Annotated in this window: 14 protein-coding genes; 4 read left to right on the forward strand and 10 right to left on the reverse strand. The window is 64.3% G+C overall.

Going from position 1 to position 14,781, the window contains the following annotated elements:
- Window positions 1-28: 28 nt before the first annotated feature.
- The 3 genes from NLR35_RS06830 to NLR35_RS06840 form a co-directional block, all read right to left on the reverse strand.
- Window positions 29-991 carry a TauD/TfdA family dioxygenase gene (locus NLR35_RS06830; protein ID WP_257165790.1) on the reverse strand — a complete coding sequence of 321 codons (963 nt, stop codon included), beginning with the start codon at window positions 989-991 and terminating at the stop codon, window positions 29-31.
- A 76-nt stretch (window positions 992-1,067) separates the two neighbouring features.
- The gene (locus NLR35_RS06835; RefSeq protein ID WP_257165791.1) at window positions 1,068-1,793 is read right to left on the reverse strand and encodes a thioesterase II family protein; all 726 of its coding nucleotides are present in this window, start codon (window positions 1,791-1,793) and stop codon (window positions 1,068-1,070) included.
- Window positions 1,794-1,813: 20 nt separating this feature from the next.
- Window positions 1,814-2,050 (reverse strand): MbtH family protein, encoded by a 237-nt coding sequence (locus tag NLR35_RS06840; protein WP_257165792.1) that lies wholly within the window; start codon window positions 2,048-2,050, stop codon window positions 1,814-1,816.
- Between the two features lie 139 nt (window positions 2,051-2,189).
- Between NLR35_RS06840 and NLR35_RS06845 the strand changes: the two genes are divergently transcribed.
- A complete protein-coding gene (locus tag NLR35_RS06845; protein ID WP_257165793.1) occupies window positions 2,190-2,330 on the forward strand; it encodes a hypothetical protein in 141 nt (46 codons plus the stop codon).
- Between the two features lie 62 nt (window positions 2,331-2,392).
- Here the strand turns inward: NLR35_RS06845 and NLR35_RS06850 are convergent, their stop codons facing one another.
- From NLR35_RS06850 to NLR35_RS06860, 3 genes are all read right to left on the reverse strand, one after another.
- Window positions 2,393-4,720: a TonB-dependent siderophore receptor gene (locus NLR35_RS06850; RefSeq protein WP_257165794.1), complete on the reverse strand. Its 2,328-nt coding sequence runs from the start codon at window positions 4,718-4,720 to the stop codon at window positions 2,393-2,395.
- A gap of 613 nt (window positions 4,721-5,333) precedes the next feature.
- Entirely contained in the window at window positions 5,334-5,594 is a 261-nt protein-coding gene (locus NLR35_RS06855; RefSeq protein ID WP_257165795.1) for a hypothetical protein, read from the reverse strand.
- The gene (locus tag NLR35_RS06860; protein ID WP_257165796.1) at window positions 5,591-6,721 is read right to left on the reverse strand and encodes a PepSY domain-containing protein; all 1,131 of its coding nucleotides are present in this window, start codon (window positions 6,719-6,721) and stop codon (window positions 5,591-5,593) included. Before NLR35_RS06860 ends, NLR35_RS06855 begins: the two co-directional genes overlap by 4 nt.
- Window positions 6,722-7,317: 596 nt before the next feature.
- Between NLR35_RS06860 and NLR35_RS06865 the strand changes: the two genes are divergently transcribed.
- The gene (locus tag NLR35_RS06865; protein WP_257165797.1) at window positions 7,318-7,626 is read left to right on the forward strand and encodes a hypothetical protein; all 309 of its coding nucleotides are present in this window, start codon (window positions 7,318-7,320) and stop codon (window positions 7,624-7,626) included.
- A gap of 668 nt (window positions 7,627-8,294) precedes the next feature.
- On the opposite strand, the gene NLR35_RS06870 is transcribed toward NLR35_RS06865, so the two are convergent.
- Window positions 8,295-9,041 carry a Crp/Fnr family transcriptional regulator gene (locus NLR35_RS06870; protein WP_257165798.1) on the reverse strand — a complete coding sequence of 249 codons (747 nt, stop codon included), beginning with the start codon at window positions 9,039-9,041 and terminating at the stop codon, window positions 8,295-8,297.
- On the reverse strand, window positions 9,038-12,205 hold the full coding sequence (locus NLR35_RS06875) for a CheR family methyltransferase (protein WP_257166143.1): 3,168 nt from the start codon (window positions 12,203-12,205) through the stop codon (window positions 9,038-9,040). Before NLR35_RS06875 ends, NLR35_RS06870 begins: the two co-directional genes overlap by 4 nt.
- A gap of 187 nt (window positions 12,206-12,392) precedes the next feature.
- Here NLR35_RS06875 and NLR35_RS06880 point away from each other — a divergent pair, with 187 nt between their 5' ends.
- Complete coding sequence (locus tag NLR35_RS06880) at window positions 12,393-12,611, forward strand: hypothetical protein (RefSeq protein ID WP_257165799.1); 219 nt, start codon at window positions 12,393-12,395, stop codon at window positions 12,609-12,611.
- Between the two features lie 44 nt (window positions 12,612-12,655).
- On the opposite strand, the gene NLR35_RS06885 is transcribed toward NLR35_RS06880, so the two are convergent.
- Complete coding sequence (locus NLR35_RS06885; RefSeq protein ID WP_257165800.1) at window positions 12,656-12,964, reverse strand: hypothetical protein; 309 nt, start codon at window positions 12,962-12,964, stop codon at window positions 12,656-12,658.
- A 6-nt stretch (window positions 12,965-12,970) separates the two neighbouring features.
- The gene (locus NLR35_RS06890; RefSeq protein ID WP_257166144.1) at window positions 12,971-13,972 is read right to left on the reverse strand and encodes a chemotaxis protein CheB; all 1,002 of its coding nucleotides are present in this window, start codon (window positions 13,970-13,972) and stop codon (window positions 12,971-12,973) included.
- Between the two features lie 112 nt (window positions 13,973-14,084).
- On the opposite strand from NLR35_RS06890, the gene NLR35_RS06895 reads away from it, so the two are divergent.
- On the forward strand, window positions 14,085-14,486 hold the full coding sequence (locus NLR35_RS06895) for a response regulator (protein WP_257165801.1): 402 nt from the start codon (window positions 14,085-14,087) through the stop codon (window positions 14,484-14,486).
- The last annotated feature ends 295 nt before the right edge of the window (window positions 14,487-14,781 follow it).

The raw sequence follows: 14,781 nt of genomic DNA on the forward strand, positions 1-14,781 counted from the left end.
TTCGGTCAGCAGGCTCGGCGGAGGCGGCTCATTGCAGCCGATGGGCCTGCGCCATCGCGACGATCACGCGCCGCGGTCCCTTGAACGGCTCGCGCGCGTGCGCCGTCAGCATGTTGTCCAACATCACAACGTCGCCCGTCTGCCAGGGGAAGATGATCTTGTGCCGGTCGAGCACGCCGCGCACCGCGGCGAGCGTCGCGTCCTCGATCGGCGAGCCGTCGCCGTAATAGGCATTGCGCGGCAGCTCCAAGGCATCACCGACGATGTCGAGCAGGCTTTCGCGCACCTCTGGTGCAAGGCTCGAGACATGGAACAGGTGCGCCTGGTTGAACCAGACGACATCCCCGGTCACGGGATGGACCGCGGTGCCCTGGCAGACCTGCCGGGTGCGCAGCTCATCGCCGTCCTTCCATTCGCAGGTGATCGAATGGGCGGCGCAGTAGGCCTCGACATCCGCCTTGGATTCCGTGCCGAACACCTGCCGCCAGTCGACATCGAGGCCGCTGCCATAGTTGCGGACATACATGACGCCCTTCTCGGCAAACCGGCTCCGGATGGCATCGGGCATGTCGCGGTAGATCAGCCGGCTGTCGGCGATCGGCGTCTCGCCGCCCTGTTGCGCCGCCTGCTGGCAGTAGAACCAGATCTTCATCGGCCAGTCGCGCGTATAGGCCTGCTCGTTGTGCAGCGGAATGCTCTGGTGCGGCGGATACTCCGTCGAGGTGTAGACGCCGGAGCTGACCTGCGTGCGCGGCGTCGAGCCGAACTCATAGGTGAGCAGCGGATCGCCGAAGCTCGCGGCGAAACTCCTGAACCCCTCGGCGCCGTCGAGATGGAAATCGCGGAACAGAATCCCGCCGCTCGCATACAGCTGACGCTGGATCATGTCGCGCAGCTCGCTGACGACATCCGTCAGAGGTTGCTGCCTGCGGCTGGCCCGCAAAAGGAACGGAAGCGCCTCTCGATCTATTTTAGGTTGTATCATGAACATGATTCCTCCCCACTTCCTTCCAAATCAGCATCAGCTCGTCTTCAAGAGTCCGGCCCGCTCGCTAGGCGCGCACGCCTCACCCCGCGCCGGCTGCCGCAAGCCGCGGAGATCCCTGCCGCGCCAGCAGCGCGGTGATGCGGCTCAACAGCTCGGCCTGCTGCGCGTGAATGAAGAAATGGTCGCCGGGCAGCATGTCGAACCCGAAGCCCGCCGCTGTCTCGCCGCGCCAGGCCTCCAGCGCCTCGCGGCGCGTCTCGTCGCTGTCGCCGCCGAACACATGAACCGGACAAGGCAAGGGCGGCCGTTGCCGATGGACGTAGTTGCCGCACATCAGGAAGTCGGCCCGCAGGATCGGCAAAGCGTGCCCCATGATCTCCGCGCTCTGCAGGGCCTCCCGAGGCGTTCCCTTCAGCCTCGTCAGTTCGTCGCGAAGCGCGTCATCGCCGAGCGGCTCCCGCCAGCGGCCGCCGTCGCGCATGGCCGGCGCCTCGGTCCCCGACACCAGCAACATCTCCGGCTGCGCTGCCCCGCGCGCAAGCAATCCGTGCGCGACCTCGAATGCGATCAATCCACCGAGACTGTGCCCGAACAGCACATAAGGCGCAGTCCGCCGCTCGCCGGCCAGCTCAGCCGCAAGCTGATCCGCCAAGGCAGCAGGATCCGTCTGCAGCGGCTCGTCCATTCGCATGCCGCGCCCCGGCAGCTCCATGGGGACGACATCGATCCATGCCGGCAGAACTCGCCGCCAGCGCGCATAGATCATTGCGCTGCCTCCCGCGTAGGGCAAACAGATCAGCCGCATCGCAGCCAGTCTCCCGTGCTTCAGGATTGCGCTGCCGGCGTGGCCTGAGAATTGTCCTGCATAAATTTGCGCAGCGAGAGCGGCCGCATGTCGGTCCAGACCCGCTCGATATGGTCCAGACATTCCTTCTTGCTGCCGGTGACGCCGACAGCGGTCCAGCCGTTCGGGATGTCCTTGAACGTCGGCCAGATCGAATATTGCTCTTCGTGATTCACGACGACGGTGAAGGTGACGTCATCTCTGTCGAAGACCATCATGTCCGGCTACTCCTACTAACAAGCGATGGCGATGAACTACGAGTAATGCAGTTGAGAATGACAGTCAAAAGGATACCGCTACTCAAAGTTTTTAATCTCTCCAAGGTGACGTCTTCGCGACAACTCAACATCAGGATGCATGCGTATTCAGCCGGTGAGCAGGCACATCAATGACGATTCGATCGATCATCACGCATTGCGCGACGGCATGATCCTGCGCACGAACAACAATTTTAATGATTCGCTTGAAGCGATGATTGCGACCAACTCATCGCTTTGAAATCAATGGCCGCCGCGCATCTTCCCGCAGCGGCCTCATGATCGGGCTTGTCTCTGTCGGGCTCAGAAGTTGAACGTCGTCGAGACGAGATAGGTGCGTGGTGCTCCGAGCGTGATCACGCCGCTATAGGCGGATGCCCAATAGGCCTTGTTGAACACGTTCTCGACGCTGGCGCGAACGACGATCGGCTTTCCATTCCACGGCGATTTGAAGGTGTAGCGCGCGCCGAGATCGACCCGCGTCCAATCGGGCAACGAAATCGTATTCTTCACGTCGACGTACTGAGCCCCGGTGTAGACGACTCGTCCGGTCAGGGTCAGATCCCGCATGAAGGACGTATCCCACTCGGCGCCGAGACTGGCGGTGAGCTCGGGCACGCCGACCGCACGCTTGCCGTCCGTCGCTCCTCCCTGGGTCTGCTCCTGCACGCCATGCGTATAGGCGACACCACCCAGCAGCCGCAGCGACGGCATGACCTCGCCGAACACGTTGAACTCGGCGCCGGTGTTGCGTTGCAAGCCGTTGAGAGCCTGGCTCGCCTGCGTCGCGCCTGCCGCGGTCACGCTGATGACGCTCGGCCGTGAGATATCGAAGGCGCTGACGGTGGTCGTGATGCGGCCGAAATCGACCTTGACACCCGCTTCGACCTGTTTGGTCTGGCCGGGCGGGAACACCGTGCCGACATTCGCGAAATTGCCGGTCACGACGACCGGCGTCTGCAGGCCCTCGATGTAGTTGGCGTAGAGCGAGACATGCTCGACCGGCTTGATCACGAGCGCATAGGCCGGGGTCCAGACCGAGGTATCTGCGAACGGCCGGCTCGTGGTGTTGGGAAGAAAATTCGCGACCTCCGTGCCTGCCGTTTGCCGGCGGGCGCCGACCGTCAGCTGGATCCGCTTGTTGAGAATCGACATGGTGTCGGAGACGCCCACGCTCCACAGATTGGCCCCGACCTGCTGATTGGCCGCCAGGGTGGACGAGAAGCCCGTCAGCGGGATGTTGCTCGGATCGGCATAGAGGTTCCACGCCGTCGCCGGGATGGTCGCGGCAGTCACGACGCGCTGCGTATAGGTGCGATCGGTGACGGAATAACCGACATTGAGGGCATGGTTGATCGGCCCGGTGTCAGCCGTCATGCGGAAGCCGGCTTCGCCGGCAAATGTCTGGTAGGTCTCGCTTCCCGTCAATGGAAGGCCGCTCAGGGCGCCCGTGTTGGAAATCACCGGCGAGGCATAGCGGTAGTTGATGTTGCTGTCGTGATACCCGAATCCCGCATAAGCCGTGATGCGGTCATTGAGATCGACTTCGCCCTTCACCGTGGAGAAGAAATCGGTCGGGGCGTAGTACGCCCACGGAACCTGGAAGTTGGTGCCGGGCGACGGCGGCGCCGGAATGCTGGTCGTCGTCGCTCCGACGGTGAAGAACCGCAGCGGCGGATTCAGCTGATCGGCCTGATAGCCGACATCCGCGTCGATCCGCACATTCTCGCCGTGATAATCGACGGCGAGATGGGCGTTGCCGAACTCGTCCTTCTGACGGTCCCACGGCGTGTTGCCGTTCACATAGGTGCTGTTCAGCCGGACGCCCCACTCCTTGTGCTCGCCATAGCGACGACTGACGTCGACCTGCTCGCCGAATTGCGACTTCGAGGCGTAGGTCGTCGTCAGCTGCGTGATGTCAGCATCGGGCGCATGCTTCGTCACCAGATTGACGCTGCCGCCGACGGCGCCGCCGCTCGATGCACCCGTACCGCCCACGGTCATGCCGTTGAGCAGGGCCGCGGGCCCCTTCAGCAGTTCCACGCGCTCGATGAAGTTGGCGCCCGTCGAGTAGTACGGCGCGATACCGGCCAGGCCGTTCAACGCATAGTCGCCGCTGTCGTAGTAGAAGCCGCGGATGAAAAGGCTGTCGGCACCACCGCCGGCCGCCTGGATCGTCCGCACCGAGGGATCGTTGACCAGTACGTCGCGGATGGTGCGGGCCTGCTGGTTCTGGATCAGCTGCGAGGTGAAGCTCGTCTGGTTGAACGGCGTGTCCATCACGCCGCGATTGCCGAGCAGGCCGAGGCCGCCGCCGGTTGCGACCTGGCCGCCGGCATAGGGGGACGGCGGCGCGCCGATCGTGCCGGTCGAGGGCGTCACGTAGGGCACGGGAGCCCTCGGCGGCAGGTTGCGCGTCGCGACACGCCGCTGCGCGTTCCGTGTGGTGGTGGCCTGGGTTCTCTGCGTGGCCTGCCGGGTCTTGGGCTTGGGTGCATCGACGGTCACGTCGGGAAGTTTCATCTGGGCGGATGCCGGCTGAACACCCCCGATCCCCAGCGTGAGCGCCAACGAGCTTACGAGCCCCCACGACATCAACCTGACGTCTTTATCCTTCGCACGACAAACCATTCCGACACCCCAATCATTCCAAGTTCCAACTTGGTTCGTCGGCGCTCCTAACACACAGGTATTCGAGGATGGCGTCCTGCCACGTAGAACAGGTCTAACAAGCGACACGACTGTCCGCGAACGTGATTCAAGGGATTGTCGTTACAGCGGGATTTTCTTCGCTGATGCTTCTTCGAAGCCTTCCAAAGAAGCGCAGGAGTCGTCGATAACGACGCAGATCTGCCAGCTCGACTCGGCGCGAACGAACTCCGCTCGTTCAACTCCCGGTCATGCCAGACTTTCTTGAACAATTTTAACTCATCAGTCTACAAATTTTTGCTGTGATGTTGCTGCACGCGCGCCGCAGACGGGACGAACGATGTCCTGTCATGTGACGACATGCATCAGTCCGTGTCTGATTGTATCACACGCTGCTCGCGCCCATCGCTCTCGGACGAGCAGCGCGGGGCCTGAGTTACGGATCGATCGAGAATGGACGTGCGCCATCGCGCGTCATGCGTTCACATGGCGCAAGGCATCGCACATGAGCGAGTGAGCGGCATGACCTCGGATCCGAGGTCAGCGCGATTTCGATGACGATGATGCTCGCTTTCAATGCGAGGCGCGCGATCGCTCAGAGAGCAGCGTCGCTCGGGTCGGCCTGACGACCATCAGTGGCGGCCTTCCCCCGACGATTCCACCGCGTCCCGTAGATCAGAGACAACAGCACCGGCACCGACAGTCCGAGCCAGCAAAGGCCATCCCACAGGCCTTCGCCGAACAGGCCGAACGCGAGCCCGGCGGCCGCGACGAGGCCGATCAGCAACGGGGCGCGAAACACCTGCCATGTCGAGAGCTGCGGCAGCCTGCCCGCCGATGTCGCGGAGGAGCTCATGGCGACACCCCGGCGGCCGCCGCCTGCGCGGGGACGCTGGACGTCCTGCGCCTGCTGCCCCATCGCTTGGCCACCCAGAGATAGAGGCCGCTGCACAGCACGATGATGGTGATGATGTCGAGCAGCGCCCAGATGATCTTCAAGGGCAGCCCGCCATAATCGCCGAAATGCAGCGGCCGCGACACTTGCAGCGCGCGCAGATACCAGGCCAATGCGGGCGCCACCATTTTCGTGCTGTCCAACGCATCCACCAGCACGGGCGAGAACATGCGCGCCGTGAACGGCGTCTTGCCCTTGGTCCAGACGATGACGTGCTGCGGGCTGCCGAACCGCGTCGTCGTCGGCATGGTCACCGATGCGACCTGGCGATCCGGATGAGCGATGCGCACGGCGTCGACCGCGGCCTCGACCGACTTCGCTTCGGCGAGCGGCTTGCCCTGATAGGGCGCGAGCAGCGCCGGCATCGTCTGGGCGCGCCACAGATCGGACAACGGGACCGCGAGCGTGTTGATGGTGCCGGTCAGCCCCACCGCGAGCGTCCAGCTCACCGTGACGATGCCGAGCAGATTATGCAGGTCGAGCCATTTGAGACGAACTGAGCGATCCCTGACCGTTCCGAACTGCAGCCGCCGCATGAACGGCCAGTAGACGACGACGCCGGACACGATCGATGCCGCGAAGACGAGCCCCATCAGGCCGAGAAAGAGCTCGCCGGGCAGACCGGTGAACATGTCGCGGTGAATCCGCAGGATGACGTCCATCACGTCCTGATGCGGCGCCTCCTCGCCCAGCACGGCGGCGGTGCGGGCGTCGACCGTCACGCGATGCAGCTGTCCGGGCACCGGGATTACGGTCGGCGACAGCGCGACGACCACGAGCGGCTCGGCGGCCTTCAGGGTCACGAACAGCACGTGCTGCTCCGGCAGCTGCTGCCTTGCAGCAGCGATCAGGCGATCGAGCGGCAGAATGGGTGTATCCGCGGGCATCGCAGGTGCTGCGATCTCATCCTCGAGAAGATGATTGATCTCGTCATGGAAAATCAGCGGCAGTCCCGTCAGACACAACATCAGCATGAAGATCATGCTGATCAGCGACGTCCATGTGTGCACCTGAACCCAAACCCGCATTGCGCTCGAACCCACCTTGATTCATCACCTGCCGAAGCGCGTCCAGCCGCGCCAGATCGTTTGCGTTCAAGATCGACGAAGGCCTCGGCCAAACTCTCAGCCGCGTGAGGATGCCGACCCCCGCAATGGAAACGCGACAAATCCAGAAACAAACAGGCCACGATCGCAGGGTGCACGATAGCAGCGGAAAAAAGGGACGTTGTCCTGGCGCGCCAGAGACCGGTCCGAACATTGCAACGGCAAGACGTCTGACCACTCAAATCGATCGTGAGCCGGCATCATGCGGATCATCCAGCGCCGATCAAATGATTTCACCGCCGCGTCCGCTGGAATCCCTTTAAGGTAGAGCACCAAATGTGGCATGCGCGCTCCAGCGCGGTGCATGAGCCGAGCGCTCCGATGGTCGCGCCGGGACGACATTCAGGCCGTCGCCGCGATGCGTGAATCAGACAGTGACGAAAGCGGGGCCGGCCGCCGGCGACGATGGGCAGCCGCTGACAGCCGCGGGCTGATTGCCCCCACAAGGCACCTCCGAGACGAAGGGCCCTGCTCACTCTATCTTCTCGCCTGACGACGAGAGCGCCCTCGGATCGGACTTGCGGTCCTGGCGCGAGCGCCGCTCGGAGATGAGCCGAGGCCCGGACCGTGCTGGATACCGGACATTCGACCTGAGCTACACGATGCAGCCGGGCGGGATCACGCGCATTCAGCGCTACTATGCTCGGCTGAACGACAACGGCCAGCTCGCGCGGCTCGTGGTCTGTCAGGCTCCAAGCGAAGCTCTTTGTGCGCATTACGCGCTCGTTGGCAAATATTGGCTCACATACCATGCGGCCCTGGCAGAGGGGGACGAGATGCTCGATGCCGGGCTCGCAGGCCTGATCACGTCGTGGCGACGCCGTTAGCGCGGTCCGGTACGATCGTCGCCCCCCTTGCTCGCTTCGCTTCGATCAAACGCCTGCCCACGCGGTGCGCCTGGACACGAAATTCCCCTGCGCGTCCAGACTGATTTGCTCTGTCCAGTCCCTCCGCGAAAAATATTCCGCTTTCGTTTTTTCCGTATTCATGCTTATCTGTACCGGTCCCGCCTCGCCATGAGGGGCGCATCGCGATCGTCACGACGCGCGGGGTGGGATGCGGTGGGTGCGAGGGTCTCGCAGCGTGGCTCAAGGCCATGCGGACGAACGAGGCCGCGCGCCGGCGAAGTCGCATGGTCCTGGTCTCCCGACGCTGAGGCCAAGCGGATGGTCATGATGATCCGTCCGTGACGGGGGCAAGACAGCCCGGTCCCCGGGGAGAATGCGTATAAGCCGCCCAACCATCGCGCGGGGAATGCCGGGATGTCTCGGCTGAACCTGTGGTGACTGCCGCCTGCTTTCTTTTCTGCAGGCGGGCCATGGGTGCGGCCAGCGCCCGGCATTCCCCGCGCCCTCATGATCTCCGAGGGCCACATCCCGATCAACTCGGACGCACCAGGCGCCGCGAGATGGTGACGCGCATGCCGCGAATGCAAGCCGCGACGGAAACGCCCCAAACCGCCGCCGAGACGACACCGACGCCCGTCCGTGTGCGATCAGTCCGGCGACAGATAGTGCAGATAGTCCGGTGTGAAGAGAGCGGTCTCCATCAGCGCGTCGAGATCCGGGACGGTCAACGTGCGGTCGCGCAGCACGATCAGACCGGCGGAGCGCAGCTCCTGCAGCGTCCGGTTCACATGCACCACCGAGAGGCCGGTGGCATCGGCCAGATCCATCTGCGTGATCGGAAACGCGCAGCTGTCGCCATCGACCAGCCCGACCGCCCGCAGCCGCGTCATCACCTCACACAGCAGATGCGCGACGCGCTCATAGGCATCGCGACGCCCGAGGTTCAGCGTCCACTCGCGCTGGATCGCGGCATTGGAGAGCGTCTCGCACCAGAACGCTTCGGCCAGCTTGCGATCGCACGCGATCAGGCTCTCGAAGCGCTCGCGATCCAGCTCGGCGTAGCTGACCGGCGTCAGCGCCGCGATCGAATGATCGAGCCGCTTCACGAGATAGATCTGCGCATCACAGGTATCACCGGGCAACGCCAGATTGACGATCTGCCGGCGGCCATCTTCCAATGTCTTGTAGCGGACCGCCCAGCCGGTCAGCATCATGCGGATGGTGACCGCGGCATCCCCCTCGGCTGCCAGCTCTTGCCCGGCCGAAGCCAGCACGACGTGGCCCCGCACGGCCTGTTCGAGCTTCGCGGCCGCCTCGTCGGACACCGCGCGGAACGCACGCAGCCGGCGGAGGACGACATCCGCCGTATGCGCGGTGATGCCTCGGCCGCTCATCGCTGTGATGTCGCGGGGCTCTGGACGAAACTGCGGCTGAGCGGAAGGATGATCTGGAATTGCAGGCCCGCCGTATTGAACGACAGCTGCGTCCTGCCCTTCAGCTCGAACGCCAACGTCCGCTCCAGGATCTCGGTGCCAAATCCCTTTCGCTGCGACGGCTTCACCTCGGGCCCTCCTCTCTCTCGCCATTCGAACACCAATTCCCTGGGATCGACGCTCTCGTCGATATGCCAGCTGATCTCGATGCGCCCGGTCGGCTGGCTGAGCGCGCCGTATTTCACTGCATTGGTCGCCAGCTCATGAATGGCGAGCGACAATGTCTCGGCGGCCTTAGGCTGCAGCCGCATCGACGGCCCGGACATCCGCACCTGCTCGCCCTCGCGCGCCTTGTACGCCATCAGCTCGTCGGCCAGCAGATATTCGAGATCGACGCCCGCTTCCGGGTCCCGCGTCACCGCGGCCTGGGTGCGCGCCAGCGCGCCGAGCCGGCCATCGAGATGGGCGGCATAGTCCTCGACCGTCGCGCTGGTCTGGGCCGAGCGCCGAGCGATCGAGCGGACGACGCCAAGCGTGTTGCGTACGCGATGCTGCAGCTCCGCCAGCAGCAGGCGCTGGCGCTCCTCGGCCCGCGTGATCGCAGTGACGTTAATGAAGGTCATCACCACCCCCGCGATGAAGTTGTCGACGCTGCGATAGGGCAGCATGCGGACGATGAAGCGGGTGCCGCTGTCCGGCGCGGTCAGCTCGCGCTCGGCGCTGGCGAGCGTGCGCAGCACCCGGCGGACGTCCTCGTACAGCTCCTCGATCGGGATCTTCGCCTTGATATGGGCGATCGGCCGCCCGACGTCGGTCTCGACCAGATGCAGCACCTGGGTGATCGCGGGGGTGAAGTTCATCACCCGGAGATCGTTGTCCACGAAGACGGTCGCGATCTGCGTGCTTTCGAGAAAGTTCTTCAGGTCGCTGGTTGCGCGCGTCAGCTCCTGGACGCGATGCGCAAGTTCGCCGTTGACGGTCGTGAGCTCCTCGTTGACCGATTGCAGCTCCTCGCGCGAGGTCTCGAGCTCCTCATTGGCGGATTGCAGCTCCTCGTTCAGCGACTGATATTCCTCGTTGGAGGATTTGAGCTCCTCATTGGTGCTCTCCAGCTCCTCGATCGTGGCCTGCAACCGTTCGCGCGTCGCCCTCAGGTCGCTCTCGAGACGCTCGACATGCTCGCTGCGCACGAGCCCGCCGTTGCCGCCCGCAAGCGAAGCAGACGGCCGGAGCGGGCCTTCCTTGAACAGCACGACGAAGCTGCGATGTACGTCGGCGCCATCGTCCACCGGCTCGACGGTGACGTCGACCCCGACGGTGTGACCGTTGACGCCGAGCAGAACCTGATCGGCATGCACGGTCTGGCTGGTCTCGCGCGCACGGGCGAGCGCCGTGCGCAATTCGAGCCTGAGGTCGCGATGCACGAGGCTGAGCAGATCCAACGTCGCAGCGCCGGCGGTCGGCTCGATGAAGCGGCCGGTCCGGCCCGAAAAATGCAAAATTTGGAAGTTGCCGTCGATGATGACATAGGCCGGGGCGTAGCGCTCGGCGATGCGCTGGGCCTTGCGCTCCAGGCCGACATCGGAGCCGACGGCGCGGATCGCCGGCATCTCCACCGGTACGCGCCCGGCGGCCGCGCTGATCGGAAACTCCGGCGGCAGCCGCGATCCGGTATCGAGCTTGCGGAAGATCCGAGAGCGGCGGTCGACCGGCGAAAACAGTTTCGGGTGCCGCGTCACGTTCTCCGAATTGCCGAGGAACAGAAACCGCCCGGGCAGCAGCGCGAAGTGGAACAGCGGGATCACCCGGTTCTGCAGCTCGGCATTCAGGTAGATCAGCAGGTTGCGGCAGGACACCAGGTCGAGCTTGGAGAACGGCGCATCCTTGATGACATTGTGCTGCGAGAAGATGATCATCTCGCGCAGCTCCTTCACCACGCAATAGGTATCGCCCTCGCGGACGAACCAGCGCGCCAGCCGCTCGGGCGTGATGTTGGCCTCGATGTCGGTGCGATAGCGGCCGACCCGCGCCGCCGCCAGTGCCCGGCCGTCGATGTCGGTGGCGAAAATCTGCAGCGAGGGCGACGAGTCGAGCTTGGCTGCATGCTCACGCAGCAAGATCGCGATCGAATAGGCCTCCTCGCCGGTGGCGCAGCCGAGCACCCAGACGCGAATCTGCTGTCCGCTCTGCTTGCCGGCGAAGATCTGCGGAATGACGTCCTGCTCCAGAACCTCGAACTCCCGCCTGTCGCGGAAGAACTCGGTCACGCCGATCAGCAGGTCGTTGAAGAGTTGCTGAACCTCGTCCTTGTCGGTGCGCAGGAAGTCGACATAGGCCGCGATGTCGCCGATCTGAACCACCTGCATCCGGCGCTGAACGCGGCGCAGGAAAGTGTTCTGCTTGTAGCCATGAAAGTCGTTGCCGGTCTTGTTGCGCAGGATGTCGGCGATCCGCCCGAGCGAGACCGCGGCGGCGGCAAGGACCTCGTCGAAGCCGTGGCGCTCCTCGAGCCGGCGCAGATGGCGGGCGTAGACCTGGATGTGGTCCGGGATGTCCTCGGCCGGGAGCACGAAGTCGGCGATGGCCGCGGCCCTGCTGCTGTCCTGCGGCTCCCCTTCGCCCTCGTCGGCGAGGCGCTCGGCCAGCGCGAGCCCGCCATGATCCTTCAACGCCGCAACCCCGAGCGTTCCGTCGCCCCCCGTGCCGGCCAGGATGACGCCGATCGACTGCTCCGCGCGGTCCTCGGCAAGCGACACCAGCAGGCTGTCGATGGTGCCGCGCTCGCCGGGGGCCTGGGGACTTTGGCGCAGGACGAAGCGGTTGTCCTGCAAGGTCGCGATGACGTTGGGCGGGCACAGATAGATCGACTGCCCCTCGATCTCCGCGCCGTCCTCGACCTCCCGAAACTGCACGCTTTCGAGCGGCTGCAGCACCTGGCGCAGCCAGTCCTGGTCGAGCGCCTCGCGATGCTGGAGCACCAGCACCATCGCGAGATCCTGGTCGAGCGCGCACTTGGCCAGGAACAGCGCAAGGCTCGCGGTATTGCCGGTCGAGGCGCCGACACCGATGATCAGCGGCCGCCGCGCCTTGTGACCTTCGCCCGCTTGAGAGCCGCCACTCGCCATATCCTGTCGCAAATCAAGTCCGCCTCAGCCGAAACGAGAGGCAAATTAGCCCATTCATCCCGCGAACGAAATAGCCGTCACCGATCATGGCTTCCGCGGCGCGAGAGGTCGCCACGTCTCGCCCCACGCGAGCGCCGCTTGATCTGCCGCAAAATCGATCGCGCCCGTTTCCTCTACTTGTTATCTCATGAGCGAGCCACTCAGCCTGCCTCTTCTGCAAATGCAGCTGGACCATTTGGTTCCAGGCCAGGGCCTGCACCTCGTGATGGCGGACGTCGAGCGATTGTTCGGCTACAACGACGTGGCAACCGGCCGGATCAGGAATTTCGCGGACGGGCATGGCTGCATGTTCGCCTGGTGCGCGACCGGCGTTCAGTTCGTCAAGTTGGCCTCTCCCGACCGGTGAGGCGTCGGCAGGTCGAGCCGGAGGTCTCCACGACGGGGTCGAGGTCAGGACTTCAGCTCACGCCGGTGCCGGGCGTACAGATAAGCCAACCGTTGCTCGATCAGCACGCGATGCCGATCCCACTCGATCAGGCTGTCGCGCAACAGCACCGTGAGCCGCTCAGCCGTCTCTCTCCTGCTGCAATCTGCCGGCGCGGTCCCTCGCTCATGCATCTCGGCAACCAGGAGCTGCTGGTTGCGCAGCCGCATGCGGCCCTCCGAGATGTCGGCGACCGCCTTGCGCAACTGCGTCTCCTCGGAGCGGATCTCAGCCGCGGTGTCATCGGCAGAAGAATACGACCTCGGATCCAGCATCTCTGCTCACCTCTCTCCGGATGGCAGATCCAGCGATTTGATCACGACCTGCCTGATCAGATCGGCGTAGCGCCGGTACTCCGCACACCTGCCTTCATACATCTCGGCGATGGCATTGCGGCCGCTGGCGCGCGCATCATCACCCATTCGACGCACCAGCTCCGCGCGCTCATCGATGATGCGCAACGCCACGCGCATCGCCTCGTCGACCCGCCTCTCTTGCTCCCTGGCCAGCACGTCGGCCGTAGAGGCGAGCCCGACCTGGCAGCGGAATCGGAGCGGCTTGTCGACCGTGAGGCTGGACAGCACGCCGCCGCAGCTCGGACAGATCGACGCCGCCGGCCTGCTGATCGCAGCCATCGTCTCGCTATCGCCCCTCTCGCCGGCCGCCATCTCCACCTCCAGGCGGATGTCCAACGGAGCCGGCCCCGCAGCCCCAGCCTGGGTCTCGGTCAGCTCGGCGAGAACGTCCCCGATCTCAGCGCCGGGCAGGCAGTAGTCGACAGGACCGGCTTCGAGCGCACGCCGCGGCATCTCATCAGCAAGCGCATCCGTCGGCGCCTGCACCACCGCGACCCCGCCGCAGCGCTTAATTGCGTTGAGGCCGGTCGCACCGTCTGATAGGAGTCCACTTAGGATGACCCCGATGACCCTTGGCCCATAATGCAGCGCGGCGGATCGGAACAAGGGATTGACCGCGGGCCGCACCATGTTCTCATGGGGACCGCGGCCCAGCACGACCTGGCCATCCACCACCAGCAGATGATGATCGGGCGCGGCGAGATACACGGTTCCGTTTTCGATCGGCATCCCATGGGCGGCGTGCTTGACGGGCAGACGGCCCACGGCGTTGACAACGGTCGACAGGATACCGATTCCACCTGCAGGAACGTGTAGGACGACAAACACCGCGGCTGGGATGTCGGGCGACAGCCGCCCGAGAATCTCCTTCAATGGTGCGGTCGCCCCCGATGAGCCGCCGATGACGATGATGTCTCGGTTGGACAAGGCCCGATCCCTCTCAAGCGCCGGCGCAGGAACGGAGGTCGTTCCATAACTGCTGCCGATAAGGTATTTGTCCAACAGTCGTTCCTATCAGTCATTCTCATAGGAGAACGTCATGCATCATGGCTCGGCCATTTCCCGCAGCTCCTCACAGCCATTCGCCGGGCGATCCATCCTGATTGTCGAGGACGAATATTTTCTGGCTGACGATCTCGCCCGCGAGTTCCGGCGCCGCGGCGCTGATGTGATCGGCCCGATGTCTGATCTGGACGAGGCGCAGGCGCTGCTGCGATCGGGACGGAATTTCGACGCCGCCCTGCTCGACATCAATGTCAGGGAGGATATGGTTTTCCCTGTCGCGCGAACGCTGCGCGAGCGCAACATTCCATTCGTCTTTACGACCGGCTATGACAAGGGCGCCATACGCCCCGAATTCGCCGACGTTCCGCATTGGGAAAAGCCAATCGACATCTCGTCGGTCGCCGACTTTCTTGCGACGAAGCTGGACGAGCATTGATGCGTGGGCCGGCGTCCCGCTCTACCGAGAGCGTCGCCCGTAGCCTCCGCAGATGCAATGATCATGCGAACGGCCTCAAGCTGCCGGTGACGATCATTGCTACACCTCGCCCGCAGGGCCAGCATTCCCGGACGATGCGCGGTCAGCGCCGGAACTCTGATGGCCTGGGCGGTGTTTGCGTGGGGATGGTCAAGTCCAGAGCTTCGCGCAAATCACCAACACCAGCCGGCACCTCGCAATCGCGAACGCAACGGCTGCCGTCGTCCGCGGCCTCGCTCGGCCTCATCGCAGTTCA

It is taken from the genome of Bradyrhizobium sp. SRS-191 (assembly GCF_024586915.1).
In the GTDB taxonomy this organism is placed as follows: Bacteria; Pseudomonadota; Alphaproteobacteria; order Rhizobiales; family Xanthobacteraceae; genus Bradyrhizobium.

Bases quoted from the DNA above. Each gene is read 5' to 3' on its own strand.
- NLR35_RS06830 (WP_257165790.1), bottom strand. From the start codon at position 991: ATGTTCATGATACAACCTAAAATAGATCGAGAGGCGCTTCCGTTCCTT.
- NLR35_RS06835 (WP_257165791.1), bottom strand. From the start codon at position 1,793: ATGCGGCTGATCTGTTTGCCCTACGCGGGAGGCAGCGCAATGATCTAT.
- NLR35_RS06840 (WP_257165792.1), bottom strand. From the start codon at position 2,050: ATGATGGTCTTCGACAGAGATGACGTCACCTTCACCGTCGTCGTGAAT.
- NLR35_RS06845 (WP_257165793.1), top strand. From the start codon at position 2,190: ATGCGTATTCAGCCGGTGAGCAGGCACATCAATGACGATTCGATCGAT.
- NLR35_RS06850 (WP_257165794.1), bottom strand. From the start codon at position 4,720: ATGGTTTGTCGTGCGAAGGATAAAGACGTCAGGTTGATGTCGTGGGGG.
- NLR35_RS06855 (WP_257165795.1), bottom strand. From the start codon at position 5,594: ATGAGCTCCTCCGCGACATCGGCGGGCAGGCTGCCGCAGCTCTCGACA.
- NLR35_RS06860 (WP_257165796.1), bottom strand. From the start codon at position 6,721: ATGCGGGTTTGGGTTCAGGTGCACACATGGACGTCGCTGATCAGCATG.
- NLR35_RS06870 (WP_257165798.1), bottom strand. From the start codon at position 9,041: ATGAGCGGCCGAGGCATCACCGCGCATACGGCGGATGTCGTCCTCCGC.
- NLR35_RS06875 (WP_257166143.1), bottom strand. From the start codon at position 12,205: ATGGCGAGTGGCGGCTCTCAAGCGGGCGAAGGTCACAAGGCGCGGCGG.
- NLR35_RS06880 (WP_257165799.1), top strand. From the start codon at position 12,393: ATGAGCGAGCCACTCAGCCTGCCTCTTCTGCAAATGCAGCTGGACCAT.
- NLR35_RS06885 (WP_257165800.1), bottom strand. From the start codon at position 12,964: ATGCTGGATCCGAGGTCGTATTCTTCTGCCGATGACACCGCGGCTGAG.
- NLR35_RS06895 (WP_257165801.1), top strand. From the start codon at position 14,085: ATGCATCATGGCTCGGCCATTTCCCGCAGCTCCTCACAGCCATTCGCC.